The following is a 13,544-nucleotide window of genomic DNA, read 5'->3' as shown; positions in this document are numbered from 1 at the left end:
GCCCCCCAGCGGAGTTCATTCATGACGAATTCGATCAGGACGGGCGTTTTGGCCCTCGGCGCCCTCGCGCTCTCCACCGGCCTCGCGATGGCGCAGGCCTACCCGCAGCTCGGCTCCGGCGCGGGCGGCGGCGTGCCCAACAACACGGCCTATTCGGGCGGCCGCGCGGGCGGCATGTCGGCGGGCGGCGTCGCGGGCGGCGCTGGCACCCCGCAGCGTTTCGACTCCAACAGGCCGCGCGCCTATGAGGGCTTCGAAACCGGCACGATCATGCGCACGTCGCCGACGACCTCGGCTCCGATGGCGGCCTCGATGGAGTGGAAGTGGGCGCAGTGCGCCAAGCTCTACCCGACCTTCGACGCCGCTTCCGGCACCTTCGTGGGCGAGGACGGCCTGCGGCATCTCTGCCAGTAAGGCCTGAGCGAACCCAGGAAAAACCCGCGTCCAGGCGTTTTCGCCCGGGCGCGGGTTTTTCGTTTCAGCGCGTCAGCAGAACGGCCAGAAAGGCCGCAAGCCCGGCGGCGCTCAGCGCGGCCAGCCTCGTGATGGCGGTTCGATGTCCCGCCTGCGAATGCGCCCATGCCCGCAAAGGCTGTTCGCGAAATCCGTGTGCGATGCGCACCGGCCCCTCCCCTGTTTTTTGCTCGGCCCCGACCCGTCGCGCATGCGACCGATCGCCCCCGGACCTCGACTCAACCTTGGGTTGTTCGTCGTGGCGAAGATCAAGCCAGCAGCCGCTTCGGCGCGCAAGGGCCTCGAAGCGTCGAAGGGTCGTTGTGCACGCTATCAACCGTGCAACAGGGGCGCGGGATCAATCCTCGGCGCGGTTGAGGATGCGCGCCCGGACGTTGCCGGGAAGCCCCCGCAGCTCGTGCACCACGTCGCGCGCATCGAAGTTGTCGCCGTCGGCGTCGAGGACGACGTAACCGAGTTCGCCGTCGGTCTGGTAGTATTGCGCCGCGATGTTGATGCCGCGCTTGGCGAACACCGAGGCCAGCCGGCCCAGCATGCCGGGCATGTTGCGCTGGACCTGGATGAAGCGGACGCCAGAGGGGCGCGGCGGCAGTTGCACCTGCGGAAAGTTCACCGCGCCCAGCGTGGAGCCGACATCGCTGTAGTCGATCAGCTTGCGCGCCACCTCGCCACCGATGCGCTCCTGCGCCTCCTCGGTGGAGCCGCCCACATGCGGCGTCAGGATGACGTTCTCGAGCCCCTGCAGCGGGCTCACGAAGCGCTCGGCGTTGGAGGAGGGCTCCACCGGGAACACGTCCACGGCCGCGCCGCGCAGGTGGCCGGAGCGGAGCGCGGCCGCGAGCGCGTCGAGGTCCACCACGGTGCCGCGGCTGTTGTTGATGAGGTATGCGCCCTTGCGCATGCGGGCCAGCTCGTCGGCGCCGATCATGCCGGCCGTGCCGGGCGTTTCCGGGACATGCAGGCTCACCACGTCGCTGGCGGCCAGCAGCGCGTGGAGACTTTCCACCGGCTCGGTGTTGCCGTGGCGGAGCTTGTCGGTGAGATCGAAATAGATCACCCGCATGCCCATGGCTTCGGCGAGCGTTGAGAGCTGGCTGCCGATATTGCCGTAGCCGACGATGCCGAGCGTCTTGCCACGCACTTCCAGGCTGTCGGCGGCGGACTTGTCCCAGCCGCCCGCATGGGCCTGCACGGAGCGCGGGAAGATGCGGCGCAGCAGCATCACGATCTCGCCGATCACGAGTTCGGCGACGCTGCGGGTGTTGGAGAAAGGCGCGTTGAACACCGGAATGCCGCGCCGGCGCGCGGCGTCGAGATCGACCTGGTTGGTGCCGACGCTGAAGCACCCCACCGCCACCAGCCTGTCGGCTTCCTCGAAAACGCGGTCAGTGAGCTGCGTGCGCGAGCGGATGCCGAGAATGTGCGCGCCTTTCAGCGCGTCACGCAGCGCATCGCCGTCCAGCGCCTTGGCGAGGCGCGTCAGGTTGGAATAGCCGGCGGCCGCGAAGAGCTCGACCGCACTGTCATTGACGCCCTCCAGCAGGAGAACGCGGATCTTGTCCTTCGGCAGGGAAAGACGCTCGCTCATCGGCTAAGTCCCACAGCGTGGTGCGACCGACCTTTTGGCCGCCCCCATCGCGTGCGGTCTAGGCGAGGCTGCGCGTCGGCGCAACCCGGCCGGCGGGCCGTTAGGAATCCGGGGTTGAGTCTGCGATTACCGGGCCGCAAGCGCGAGCACGAATCTCGTCACGCTCTACTGATCTATACTTAGGTACTAACGCGGGTACTTCATAATATCTGCGCAAACTGCACCGTGATTCATCTTTGATTCAACCAGTTCTCGAATCCTGCCCCGGCTGTCCAGCTTCCGTTCAAGATCAGAGCGAAAAGCCGACCCGGAGCGGTTGGAACTGGACGGCTCGTGCGACGGTGTCGCGAGGGGCTCAACAATGTTCAAGAATCTACGCATCGGCCAGAAACTCGGCATCCAGGCTATACTCGGTGTGACGCTCGCCTTGGCGATCACCGCAAACCAGCAGTGGTCGGCGAAACAGGTCGACGATCTGTCCACCACGGCCGAGAAGTCGGCGTTGCTGCTCAACGTCGTGAACGACGCCGAGTCGGCCTTTGCGCAGGTTCAGATCCTGAACCGCGACATTCGCCTCGCCACCAACCCCACGCAACTCAGCGCCACCACCGCGCCGCTGGCGTCCCTCAAGGACCGCGCCGCCAAGGCGTTCGACAAGGCGCTTTCGCTCGCGACCTTGCCCGAGAACGCCGCCGCGCTGAAGGAAACGCGCAGCACGTTCGAAGTCTATCTGGCGGCCGTATTGGACATGGCCAAGGCGCAGGCCGAGCGGCTGGACGAACTCAACAAGCAGATGGACGCGGCGGGCGCGTGGGACCGTCAGGTCAGCACCGTCCTGTCGGCCGTGCTCACGGCCGATCCGGTGACCCGCCAGGACATGGAGGTCGGCGTCAGCCGGATCAGCGACGCCGTGAAAACCGCGCGCGTGGCGATGTGGCGCTTCGAGGCTACCAACGACGAAACGCTGCGCGCCAGCCTCGAAAAGTCGTTTGAACGCGTGAGTGGCGACCTGGAGCGGCTCCAGAGCTTCCTGAGCGACCCCAACCTTCTCTCCAGCCTCGAAAAGCTGCCGCCCGTGATCGCGACCCTGCGCTCCACCATGGAACGCTGCATGGCGTTGCGTGACGAGCAGGCCAAGATCGTGGCGACGCGCGCCGCGCCCCTGCGGGCTCAGATCGCCGGCCTGTTCACGGCCATCCACCAGCGCGCGGAGGCGCGCGACAAGCTGGTGTCCGATCAGCTCGACAACGCGCTTTCGCGCAGCAACATCATCGCGCTGGCGCTTTCGGGCGTGCTGCTGCTGGTGCTGATCGCCAGCGCGGCCGCGACCCTGCTGGGCGTGGCCCGTCCGATCGGCCGCATCGCGGAGGTGCTGGAGAAGCTCGTGAAGGGCGACGTCGCCGTGAAGGTGCCGTTCACGGAGCGTCGCGACGAGGTCGGAGCCGCCGCCCGGGCGGCGCTGGCCTATCGCGAGAGCCTGGAGCGCACCGCCCTGATGGAGGAGGAGGAGCGCGCCGCCCAGCAACGCCAGGCCGAAGCCGCCCGCGTGATGGCCGAGGTGGTCGAGAATGTCAGCCAGGTTGTGGCCTATGCGGCGGACGGAGACTTCACCCGCCGCGTCGCGGCCACCAGCGCCGGCGGCGACCTGCAAAAGCTCGTGGACGGCGTCAACGCCATCAACGTGGCGGTGGACCAGGCGACGGGCGAACTCGCCTCCGTGCTCGGCAGCGTGGCGGCCGGAGACCTCACCCGCACGATCGACACGGCCTATCGGGGCCGCTTTGGCGAGCTGCGCGAGGCCGTGAACGAGACCGTGACCAAGCTCTCCGAAACGGTCTCGACCATCCAGACCACCACGGTGGACGTCTCGGCCGCCGCGACCGAGATCAACACCGGCGCGGACGACCTGTCTCGCCGCACCGAGGAGCAGGCTTCCTCACTGGAGGAAACCGCGGCCACCACCGAGCAGCTGGCCGCGTCCGTGAAGGCCAGCGCCTCGGCGTCCGCCCAGGCGGCCGGCATCGCCGAGCAGGCGCAGACGGTGGCGACCGACGGCGGTGCGATCGTGGCGCGGGCCGTGGACGCGATGGCGCGCATCGAGAGCGCGTCGCAGAAGATCACCGACATCACGTCGGTGATCGACGACATCGCGTTCCAGACCAACCTGCTGGCGCTGAACGCCGCCGTAGAAGCCGCCCGCGCCGGCGAGGCCGGCAAGGGCTTCGCGGTGGTGGCGTCCGAGGTCCGCACGCTGGCGCAGCGGTCCAGCGAGGCGGCCAAGGACATCACGGGACTGATCAACTCCTCCACGGCCGAAGTCGCGCAGGGCGTCGCGCTGGTGAGGTCCGCCGGCGAGGCGCTGGACAAGATCGTGGACGCGTCCCGCAAGGTCGCCGCCACCGTGACGGAGATCTCCGAGGCCGCGCGCGAGCAGGCCAACGGCATCGACGAAATGAGCCAGACGGTCGCCCACATGGACGAGATGACCCAGCAGAACGCCGCGCTCGCCGAGCAGAGCGCCGCCTCGGCGGGATCGCTGACCGGCCAGATCGACCGGCTGAACAGCCTCGTGGCCGGGTTTCAGACCCGCAGCGGCGGCGGCCAGGCGAACCGTCGCACAGAGCCGGCGCGCCTGCGGGACCTCGCCGCACAGGCGTTCACGGCCAAGCCTGCCTCGAAAGCGCCGGCTGGGCGGACCGTTGCGCGCGAGACGAAGGTCGCTCCCGCGCCAAAGCGCGCGGCCGCCGGCGGCGGACGCTCGGGCGGTTGGGACGAGTTCTAGAACCCTCCCGCCGCCATTCAGAGAACACCATGCATGCCCGGGCGCTCCCCGGGCATGCTGCTTTTCCGCGATGCCCGCTTCGAGCGCTAACACCAAAACTTGCAATCGTCAGTTGTTGCGCCAATAGTGACTGACCAGTCAGTCATATCAGGATGCTTCGCTTGCCGCGACGTTCCCCCTCCCCTGCCCCCACGGGCGACGCCGCGCCGGCCAAGCGGGACGCGATCCTGGCGGCCGCGCTCGACGAGTTCGTCGAGAAAGGCTTCGCCCTCGCCCGCATGGACGCCATAGCGGGGCGCGCCGGCGTCGCGAAGGGCACGCTCTATCTCTACTTCGCCTCCAAGCAGGCGCTTCTGGAGGCCCTGATCCACACCAATGTGGGCAGCCCGGTCGCGGCCATCGGGCAGGCCGCGCTCGCATCGGACAAGCCGACCGCGGAGTTGCTGCGCCTGATCTTCGGGCGCATCCGCGCCGAAATACTCGGCACGCGCCGCCGCGAGGTCGCCCGGCTGGTGATCGCCGAGGCCGGCCGGTTTCCCGAGATCGCGGCGCTCTACCACCGAGAGGTGATCACGCCCGGGCTCGCGATGCTGCGCGCCTTGGCGGAGCGCGGCGTTGCGCGCGGCGAGTTCGGGTCCGACGCGCTGGTGCGCTTCCCGCATCTCGCGATCGCGCCCGTGCTGGTGGCGCTGCTCTGGACGAGCTTCTTCGACGGCATCGAGCCGCTCGATGTGGAGGGCATGCTGGACGCCCATGTGGGCGTGCTGATGCGCGGGCTGCGGGGCGGAGCATGAAAGCGTCGCCGATCTTCGCAGCCTTCGCGCTCGCCGCCGCCGCGGCCGGCGGGCTTTACTGGACGCTCACGCGCGAGCCCGAGGCGCCGGCCGGCTGGCAGGGCTATGTGGAAGGCCAGCTCGTCTACCTGGCCGCCGAGGAAGGGGGCCGCATCGAGACCCTGAAGGTGGAGGCCGGCGACGAAGTCGCCCAAGGCCAGCCGATTTTCGCGCTGGAAGCCTCGTCGCAGGACGCGCAGCTCGCCGAGGCGCAGGCCCGCGCGCTGCAGGCGCGGGCGCAGCTGGAGAACCTGCAGGCCGCCCTGCAGCGGCCTGAACAGGTGGCGGTGCTGCGAGCGCAGGAGGAGCGCGCCCGCGCGACGCTGGACCTCTCCCGCAGCGAGTTCGAGCGCCAGCAGGCCCTTTACGGCCGCGGCATCTCCGCCAAGGCGCGGCTCGACCAGGCCGAGTCGACCTTCGAGCGCGACAAGGCGGCGCTCGAAGAGGCGCAGCGGCAAATCCTGGCCGCGCAGCTTTCGGCCCGAACCGGCGACATCGCGGGGGCGGAGGCCTTCGTGCGGGCCGCCGAGGCCGCCGTGCGGCAGGCCGAGGCCCGCGTCGCCAAGCGGCGGGTCGCGTCGCCTGCGGCGGGACGGGTGCAGGACGTGTTCTTTCGGGCCGGCGAGGTCGTGAACCCCGGCCAGCCTGTGCTGTCTCTCCTGCCGCCCGCCAATCTCAAGGTGCGGTTCTATGTGCCCGAGCCGGCGCTCTCGCGGCTGTCGCTGGGCCAGACCGTCCATGTGGGCTGCGACAGCTGCCCGGAGGGGCTGACCGCCACGCTGTCGTTCTTGTCGCGCGAGGCCGAGTACACGCCGCCGGTGATCTTCAGCGAGCAGGAGCGCGGCAAGCTGGTGTTTCGCGCCGAGGCGCGCCTCGCCGGCGAGGGCCTGAAGCTGCCGCTCGGGCTGCCCGTGTCGGTGGAGCCCGCCGAGGCGAGGCCCTGACATGGCGAACGCGCCCGAGATCGTCATCGACGTGCACGGACTGAGCAAGCGCTTCGGGGCGCGGACGGTGGTGCGCGACCTCTCCATGCAGGTGCGGCGCGGGCTGATCTACGGTTTCCTTGGACCAAACGGCAGCGGCAAGACCACCACGATCCGGATGCTCTGCGGATTGCTGACGCCCGACAGCGGGCGCGGGACGTGCCTGGGCTTCGACATCCTCACGCAGGCGCCCGAGATCAAGCGCCATGTCGGCTACATGACGCAGCGCTTCTCGCTCTACGCCGACCTCTCCATCCGCGAGAACCTCGAGTTCGTTGCCCGGGTCTACGGCCTGCCGGACCCGCGGCAGGCGGCGCGCGACGCCATCGAGCGTTTGGGCCTCAGCGCGCGGGCGGACCAGCTCGCCGGCGAACTCTCGGGCGGGTGGAAGCAGCGCCTCGCGCTGGGGGCCTGCATCCTGCCCAACCCGGAGCTGCTGCTGCTCGACGAGCCCACAGCAGGCGTCGACCCCAAGGCGCGGCGCGATTTCTGGGACGAGATCCATGCGCTGGCCCATGAGGGACTGACCGTGCTGGTCTCCACCCACTACATGGACGAGGCCGAGCGCTGCCACGAGATCGCCTATATCGCGTATGGCGAGCTGCTCGCGCACGGGACCGTCCGGGACGTGATCGCGGGGGCGCACCTTTCCACATGGACGGTGACGGCCCCGGACGTCGCCGGGCTGGCGGCGCGCCTGAAAGCTGCCGACGGCGTCGACATGGTGGCGACCTTTGGGGCGGCGCTTCACGTGGCGGGCCGCGACGCCGCCCGGCTGGAGGCCGCCATCGCGCCCTTCCGGCAGGAGCCGAGGGCGCAGTGGCGGCGCGACGCGCCGACGCTCGAAGACGTGTTCATCGACCTGATGGGCCGCGCCAAGGATAACTTCGCATGAGCGCAGGCGCGCCCCGGCCTCCCGCAACGGCCGCGCAGGGGCGCGGATGGCGCGCCGCGCTGGGCCGCTGGCGCGCCGTGTTCGTGAAGGAACTGATCCAGCTGCGTCGGGACAGGATCACCTTCGCGACCATGATCATGATCCCGATCTTCCAGCTGCTGCTGTTCGGCTACGCCATCAACACCGACCCCAAGCACCTGCCGACCGCCGTGCTGTCGCAGGACGACTCGGCGTTCTCGCGCTCGATGGTGTCGGCCATGCGGGCCAGCGACTATTTCCGCATGGTCGCGCTGGCGCACAGCGAAGCCGAGATCGACAGCCTGCTCTTGTCGGGCCGCGTGCAATTCGCGGTGCAGATCCCGGCCCATTTCGGCCGCGACCTGATCCGGGGCGAACGCCCTGCCCTGCTGGTGATCGCGGACGCCACCGATCCGGTGGCGACGGGCGGCGCAGTGGCGGCGTTGCAGGGCCTTTCGTCCGGCGTGTTCTCGCGCGAGCTCGTCGGGCCGGCCGCCAGCCTCGCCCAGAATCGGGCCCCGTTCGAACTGCGCGTGCACCGGCGCTACAATCCCACCGGGGAGACGCAGCTCAACATCGTGCCGGGCCTCATGGGCGTCATCCTGACGCTCACGATGCTGATCTTCACCGCGCTGTCGGTGACGCGGGAGGTGGAGCGCGGCACCATGGAGAGCCTGCTCGCCATGCCAATTCGCCCCACCGAGATCATGCTCGGCAAGATCGCCCCCTACGCTCTGGTGGGCGGCGTCCAGATGGTGGTGATCCTCGTCATGGGCCGCGCGCTGTTCGGCGTGCCGATCGTGGGCGATCTCGGCCTGCTGGTCGGCCTGACGATGCTGTTCATCGTCGCCATGCTGTCGGTCGGCTACACGTTCTCGACGGTTGCGACCACGCAGCTGCAGGCCATGCAGATGTCGTTCTTCTTTTTCATGCCGAACATCCTGCTGTCGGGGTTCATGTTCCCGTTTCGCGGCATGCCGACCTGGGCGCAGTGGATCGGCGAGGTGATCCCGCTCACGCATTACCTGCGCATCGTGCGCGGGATCATGCTGAAGGGCGCGGGGGCGGGCGACCTCCAGTCCGACATCGCCGCCATCGCGGCCTTCACGCTGGCCGCTATGGCGGTCGCGGTGGTGCGCTTCCGCCAGACGCTGGACTGATGCGTCAGTACTTGCCGGCGCGCCGGGCGTCGACGCTCCACGGCCCCGCGCCGGCGACCATCAGGTACAGGAACACGAAGCAGTACAGGATCGCGGCGTCGCCGCCGTTGTTCACCGGAAAGAACCCGCGCGGGGCGTGCGCCATGAAGTAGGCTACCGCCATCTCGCCCGCGAGCAGGAACGCCACCGGCCGGGTGAAGAGCCCAAGCACGATGAAGACGCCGCCGACGAGTTCGAGCAGGCCGCTGGTCCAGCTCAGCGAGAACAGCTCCGGACCGGGCTTTCCGGACGCCGGGAAGCCGAGCAGCTTCTGCGTGCCGTGCTCCAGGAAGAGGAGCCCGGTCATGATCCGCAGCACGCTCAGCATGCGGGGCGCCCAGGCGTTCAGGGCGGACAGGGAGTTGCGGGTCGTGAATGCCATCATGTCTCGCAGTTGCGCGCGGGCCGGGCCGGCCGCCGATGGTGCGGAAACGTCAGGGCGGCTCCCGGGTTGCGGCGGCGCACGCAAAGGCGTGTTGGCGATCACGCAAAGGGCGCGCCGTCGATTTGAGCAGGGCTTCATCGCGAAGCATGGCCGCCATGGCGCAGCCGCGCTTGCGTTCGCGGCGTGGCTGTCGTGTTCTGCGCCTAGGAGGGCGAAACGCCCCCGCGTGACAATGATCGACTTGGAGGACAAGCTATGGCCGCACCCGCTACCCCTTATCGGGGGATCTTCCCGGTCGCGCCGACGCCCTTCACGGCTTCGCAGGATCTCGATCTGGACGGCATGAAGCGCGTGCTGGATTGCATGATCGACCAGGGCGTCGACGGCCTGTGCATCCTGGCCAATTATTCCGAGCAGTTCCTCCTTTCGGACGAGGAGCGCGAGACGCTGCTCGATCTCAGCCTGTCGCATGTCGCCGGCCGCGTGCCCGTGATCGTGACCTGCAGCCATTTCAGCACCCGCATCGCGGCAGCCCGCGGCAAGCGCGCCGCGCAGGCGGGCGCCAGCATGCTGATGCTGATGCCGCCCTACCATGGCACGGGGCTGCGCGCCGACGAGAAGGGCATCATCGAGCATTTCGCGGCCGTGTCCGAAGCCGCCGGCGTACCCATCATGGTTCAGGACGCACCGCTGAGCGGCGTGACGCTGTCGGTGCCGTTTCTGGCCCGGCTGGCGCGTGAAGTTCCGGGCGTCACTTACTTCAAGGTCGAGACGCCGTTCGCGGCCGCCAAGCTGCGCGGCTTGATCGCAGCCGGCGGCGACGCCATCGAGGGGCCGTTCGACGGCGAGGAATCCATCACCCTGATGGCCGACCTCGACGCCGGCGCCACCGGCACCATGTCGAGCGCGCTGCTGCCCGACCTGATCAAGCCCGTGGTGCACGACTTCCTGGCCGGCCGCCGCGACGACGCCAAGGCCGCCTACGGGCGCATCCTGCCGCTGATCAACTACGAGAACCGCCAGTGCGGCCTGCGGGCGACCAAGACGGTGATGATGGAGGGCGGCGTGATCAAGAGCGACGCCGTGCGCCACCCGCTGGAGCCGCTGCATCCCGAGACCCGCAAGGGCCTGCTGGAGCTCGCCCACGACCTGCAGCCGCTGGCGCTGCGCTGGGGTCGCTGAGGGCGCACTGACGGACGATCAACCCCGACGGCCGAGCGGCTGTCGGGCGTCTGGACAGATTTTGGCCGGTGTGCGACCCAACGGCTTCTCGGCCGGCGGGGGCGCGGCTCTAGGCAAAACAACGGGAGCGCCATGACGGACCGCAGCAACGAACGCACCGCCCTTCTGGCCGCCTTGCGGATGGCGGCGGTCTCCCGCCCGCCGATCGCGGAGCTGTTCGAGCAGGACCCAGGCCGTTTCGGCGCCTTCTCGCGCAGCGCGGCGGGGCTGACGCTCGATTATTCCAAGACGGCGCTCACCGATGCGACCCGCGACCAATTGCTCGCGCTCGCGAAGGCTGCCGACGTGGAGGGGCGCCGGGACGCGATGTTCGCGGGCGCGCCGATCAACCTCACGGAAGGCCGTAGCGTCCTCCACACGGCGCTGCGCGCGCCGGCCGACCGACCGATCCTGGTGGACGGCAAGGACGTGGCGCCGGACGTCTCGCGCGAGCTTGGCCGCGTATGCGCCTTCGCGGAAGCGGTGCGCGGCGGCGCGGTGAAGACCGCCGCGGGCGGGCGGTTCACGGACGTGGTGAACATCGGCATCGGCGGCTCGGACCTCGGCCCCGTGATGGCCACGCTGGCGCTCGCGCCCTTCCATGACGGCCCACGCACGCACTTCGTCTCCAATGTCGATCCCGCCCACCTGGCCGACACGCTGAAGACGCTCGATCCGGCCTCGACGCTGTTCATCGTGGCGTCAAAGACCTTCACGACCGCCGAAACCATGGCCAACGCGCAGGCGGCCCGCGCCTGGGTGGCGGCGGCGATCGGCGAGGCCGCGGTGGCCGACCATTTCTGCGCGGTGTCGACCGCGTTGAAGCACGTGCAGGCCTTCGGCATCGCGCCGGACAGGATGTTTGGCTTCTGGGACTGGGTGGGCGGGCGCTACTCGCTGTGGTCCAGCATCGGCCTCTCGATCGTGATGGCGATCGGCGAGCGGAACTTCCGCGCCTTTCTGGGCGGCGCCCGCCAGATGGACGAGCATTTCCGCAGCGCGCCGCCGGCCGAGAACCTTCCCGTGCTGATGGGGCTCGTGGGCGTGTGGCACCGCAACGGCTGCGGCTTCCCGGCCCGCGCGGTGCTGCCCTACGAGCAGCGGCTCGTCCGCCTGCCAGCCTATCTCCAGCAGCTCGAGATGGAGAGCAACGGCAAGAGCGTCAAGCGCGACGGCTCCCCCGTGGACGGGCCGACCGGCCCGCTGGTGTGGGGCGAGCCCGGCACCAACGGCCAGCACGCCTTTTACCAGCTGCTGCACCAGGGCACGGACGTGATCCCGGCCGAGTTCCTGGTTGGCGCGCAGGGCCACGAGCCCGAGCACGCCGACATGCACGCCATGCTGGTGGCGAATTGCCTCGCCCAGTCGGAGGCGCTGATGCGCGGTCGCACGCCCGAGCAAGCACGCGACCAGTTGCTCGCGATGGGCCGCTCCGCCGAGGATGCGGACCGCATCGCGCCGCACCGGGTGTTTCCGGGCGATCGGCCGTCGGTGACGATCCTGTACCGCCTGCTCGATCCCGCCACGCTGGGCGCCATTGTGGCGCTCTACGAGCACCGCGTGTTTGTGGAGGCGGCGATCTACGACATCAACGCCTATGACCAGTGGGGCGTAGAGCTCGGCAAGGAGCTCGCCACCGCGTTCCTGCCGCTGGTGACAGGCGAGAAAGCCGACGCCCCAGCCAGCACCAGGGGACTGGCCGAGGCGCTGAAGGACCTGCGGCATCAGAATTGAGGCCCCAACTTCGCCGCGCGTCCCCTCTCCCCACCAGGGGAGAGGGGCAGGGGTGAGGGCCTTTGGCGTAAAGCGGCTACCGTTCTGAGAAGCGAGCCGCGGCGCGGGCCCTCACCCCAGCCCTCTCCCTGTTCCAGGGAGAGGAGGTCGATGGCGGCGAGCGGCGCCGTTTCGCGTGAGCGGCCAGTCGAGCTACCAATAGGCAACAAGACACTCAGGGAGGAACCATCATGCTGATGCGCCGCTTCACGACCTCGCGCGGGGCCGCGCTCGACGTCAGCATGATGGGGTTCGGGGCCGCGCCGCTGGGCGACCTCTACGCCCGGCTGGACGAGCGCGAGGCGCTCGCCACCGTGGAGGCCGCCCACGAGGCGGGCGTGACGCTGTTCGACGCTTCCCCGCATTACGGCAATGGCCTCGCGGAGGCGCGCTGCGCCGCCGTGCTGCGGCGCTTCCCGCGCGACAGCTTCGTGTTCTCCACCAAGGTCGGGCGCGTGATGGAGCCCTTCGCGCCCGTCGAGAAGCCGCGCGACGACGTGGTCGCACCGGGCTTCGCGGGCGGATTCCCGCACCGGGCGCGCATCGACTACTCGTATGACGGCACGATGCGGGCCGTGGAGCAGTCGCTGCTGCGCACCGGCTTCGACCGCGTCGACATCCTCCTCATCCACGACGTGGACGTCTGGACCCACGGCGCCGACTTCGAGCGCCGCTACGGTGAGGCCATGGCGGGCGCCTACCGGGCGCTGGACGAACTGCGCCGCACAGGCTTCGCCAAGGCGATCGGGGTTGGCATCAACGAGGCCGACGTGGCGTCGCGCTTCCTGCGCGAGGGCGACTTCGACACGGTGCTTCTGGCCGGCCGCTACTCGCTGCTGGAGCAGCCCGCGCTGGCCGAGTTCCTGCCGCTCGCGCTGGAGAAGAAGGTGGGCGTGATGCTGGGCGGGGTGTTCAACTCCGGCATCCTGGCCACCGGCCCGGTGGAGGGCGCGAAGTTCAACTACGCGCCGGCGCCCGAGGACGTGATGGAGCGCGTCCGGCGCATCAAGGCGGTCTGCGGCCGACACGGCGTCGGCCTGCGCGCCGCCGCCCTCGCTTTCGCGGCCGCGCATCCGGCCGTGATCTCGGTGGTGGTCGGCGCCGTGCGGCCCGAGGAAGTGCGCTTCAACGCGGCCGACATGGCGGCGGCGCCGCCGGCCGCGCTGTGGACCGACCTGAAGCGCGAGGGGCTGCTGGCCGAGGGCGCGCCGACGCCGGCTTAGGAGCTCCCAGGCGCGAAGCGCCATCCTCGCCTCGAGGGGGAAGGTCGGCCCGAAGGGCCGGGGTGGGGTGCAGCCGGGCGTGAAGCTCCCTCGCTGAAACCCATGATCCTGCCACCGTCGCATACAGCCCCGGTGTCACCCCACCCCGCCGGCCTGCGGCCGTCGACCCT

General features: G+C 69.7%; 12 protein-coding genes. 9 read left to right on the top strand and 3 right to left on the bottom strand.

What is annotated here, in order from left to right:
* Nucleotides 1–21: 21 nt before the first annotated feature.
* Nucleotides 22–414, top strand: a complete 393-nt coding sequence (locus tag IEV99_RS02515) for a BA14K family protein (RefSeq protein WP_188516147.1) — start codon at nt 22–24, stop codon at nt 412–414.
* A gap of 64 nt (nt 415–478) precedes the next feature.
* On the opposite strand, the gene IEV99_RS02510 is transcribed toward IEV99_RS02515, so the two are convergent.
* Together IEV99_RS02510 and serA are read right to left on the bottom strand one after the other, a co-directional pair.
* On the bottom strand, nt 479–622 hold the full coding sequence (locus IEV99_RS02510; RefSeq protein ID WP_188516146.1) for a hypothetical protein: 144 nt from the start codon (nt 620–622) through the stop codon (nt 479–481).
* A 189-nt stretch (nt 623–811) separates the two neighbouring features.
* A complete protein-coding gene (gene serA, locus IEV99_RS02505; protein WP_188516145.1) occupies nt 812–2,062 on the bottom strand; it encodes a phosphoglycerate dehydrogenase in 1,251 nt (416 codons plus the stop codon).
* A gap of 361 nt (nt 2,063–2,423) precedes the next feature.
* On the opposite strand from serA, the gene IEV99_RS02500 reads away from it, so the two are divergent.
* From IEV99_RS02500 to IEV99_RS02480, 5 genes are all read left to right on the top strand, one after another.
* On the top strand, nt 2,424–4,844 hold the full coding sequence (locus IEV99_RS02500) for a methyl-accepting chemotaxis protein (RefSeq protein WP_188516144.1): 2,421 nt from the start codon (nt 2,424–2,426) through the stop codon (nt 4,842–4,844).
* Nucleotides 4,845–5,005: 161 nt separating this feature from the next.
* On the top strand, nt 5,006–5,638 hold the full coding sequence (locus tag IEV99_RS02495; protein WP_188516143.1) for a TetR/AcrR family transcriptional regulator: 633 nt from the start codon (nt 5,006–5,008) through the stop codon (nt 5,636–5,638).
* Nucleotides 5,635–6,621: an HlyD family secretion protein gene (locus IEV99_RS02490; RefSeq protein ID WP_188516142.1), complete on the top strand. Its 987-nt coding sequence runs from the start codon at nt 5,635–5,637 to the stop codon at nt 6,619–6,621. Before IEV99_RS02495 ends, IEV99_RS02490 begins: the two co-directional genes overlap by 4 nt.
* Nucleotide 6,622: 1 nt before the next feature.
* Entirely contained in the window at nt 6,623–7,555 is a 933-nt protein-coding gene (locus tag IEV99_RS02485; protein ID WP_188516141.1) for an ABC transporter ATP-binding protein, read from the top strand.
* A complete protein-coding gene (locus tag IEV99_RS02480; protein WP_188516140.1) occupies nt 7,552–8,733 on the top strand; it encodes an ABC transporter permease in 1,182 nt (393 codons plus the stop codon). Before IEV99_RS02485 ends, IEV99_RS02480 begins: the two co-directional genes overlap by 4 nt.
* Before the next feature lie 4 nt (nt 8,734–8,737).
* Here IEV99_RS02480 and IEV99_RS02475 read toward each other — a convergent pair whose 3' ends face one another.
* Complete coding sequence (locus IEV99_RS02475; RefSeq protein ID WP_188516139.1) at nt 8,738–9,154, bottom strand: DoxX family protein; 417 nt, start codon at nt 9,152–9,154, stop codon at nt 8,738–8,740.
* Between the two features lie 258 nt (nt 9,155–9,412).
* On the opposite strand from IEV99_RS02475, the gene IEV99_RS02470 reads away from it, so the two are divergent.
* The 3 genes from IEV99_RS02470 to IEV99_RS02460 all read left to right on the top strand — a co-directional run bounded on the left by IEV99_RS02470 (nt 9,413) and on the right by IEV99_RS02460 (nt 13,374).
* Nucleotides 9,413–10,339: a dihydrodipicolinate synthase family protein gene (locus IEV99_RS02470; RefSeq protein ID WP_188516138.1), complete on the top strand. Its 927-nt coding sequence runs from the start codon at nt 9,413–9,415 to the stop codon at nt 10,337–10,339.
* Nucleotides 10,340–10,471: 132 nt separating this feature from the next.
* Entirely contained in the window at nt 10,472–12,112 is a 1,641-nt protein-coding gene (gene pgi, locus IEV99_RS02465) for a glucose-6-phosphate isomerase (RefSeq protein ID WP_371875758.1), read from the top strand.
* 230 nt (nt 12,113–12,342) lie between these two features.
* Nucleotides 12,343–13,374, top strand: coding sequence for an aldo/keto reductase (locus tag IEV99_RS02460; protein ID WP_371875757.1), 1,032 nt, complete (start codon nt 12,343–12,345; stop codon nt 13,372–13,374).
* Nucleotides 13,375–13,544 lie beyond the last annotated feature (170 nt).

Source organism: Alsobacter metallidurans (assembly GCF_014636935.1).
In the GTDB taxonomy this organism is placed as follows: domain Bacteria; phylum Pseudomonadota; class Alphaproteobacteria; order Rhizobiales; family Beijerinckiaceae; genus Alsobacter; species Alsobacter metallidurans.
Note: the sequence above shows the minus strand (reverse complement) of the source record. Positions and strands in the feature narration are given on the sequence as shown.

Bases quoted from the DNA above. Each gene is read 5' to 3' on its own strand.
- IEV99_RS02515 (WP_188516147.1), top strand. From the start codon at position 22: ATGACGAATTCGATCAGGACGGGCGTTTTGGCCCTCGGCGCCCTCGCG.
- serA (WP_188516145.1), bottom strand. From the start codon at position 2,062: ATGAGCGAGCGTCTTTCCCTGCCGAAGGACAAGATCCGCGTTCTCCTG.
- IEV99_RS02500 (WP_188516144.1), top strand. From the start codon at position 2,424: ATGTTCAAGAATCTACGCATCGGCCAGAAACTCGGCATCCAGGCTATA.
- IEV99_RS02490 (WP_188516142.1), top strand. From the start codon at position 5,635: ATGAAAGCGTCGCCGATCTTCGCAGCCTTCGCGCTCGCCGCCGCCGCG.
- IEV99_RS02485 (WP_188516141.1), top strand. From the start codon at position 6,623: ATGGCGAACGCGCCCGAGATCGTCATCGACGTGCACGGACTGAGCAAG.
- IEV99_RS02480 (WP_188516140.1), top strand. From the start codon at position 7,552: ATGAGCGCAGGCGCGCCCCGGCCTCCCGCAACGGCCGCGCAGGGGCGC.
- IEV99_RS02475 (WP_188516139.1), bottom strand. From the start codon at position 9,154: ATGGCATTCACGACCCGCAACTCCCTGTCCGCCCTGAACGCCTGGGCG.
- IEV99_RS02470 (WP_188516138.1), top strand. From the start codon at position 9,413: ATGGCCGCACCCGCTACCCCTTATCGGGGGATCTTCCCGGTCGCGCCG.
- pgi (WP_371875758.1), top strand. From the start codon at position 10,472: ATGACGGACCGCAGCAACGAACGCACCGCCCTTCTGGCCGCCTTGCGG.
- IEV99_RS02460 (WP_371875757.1), top strand. From the start codon at position 12,343: ATGCTGATGCGCCGCTTCACGACCTCGCGCGGGGCCGCGCTCGACGTC.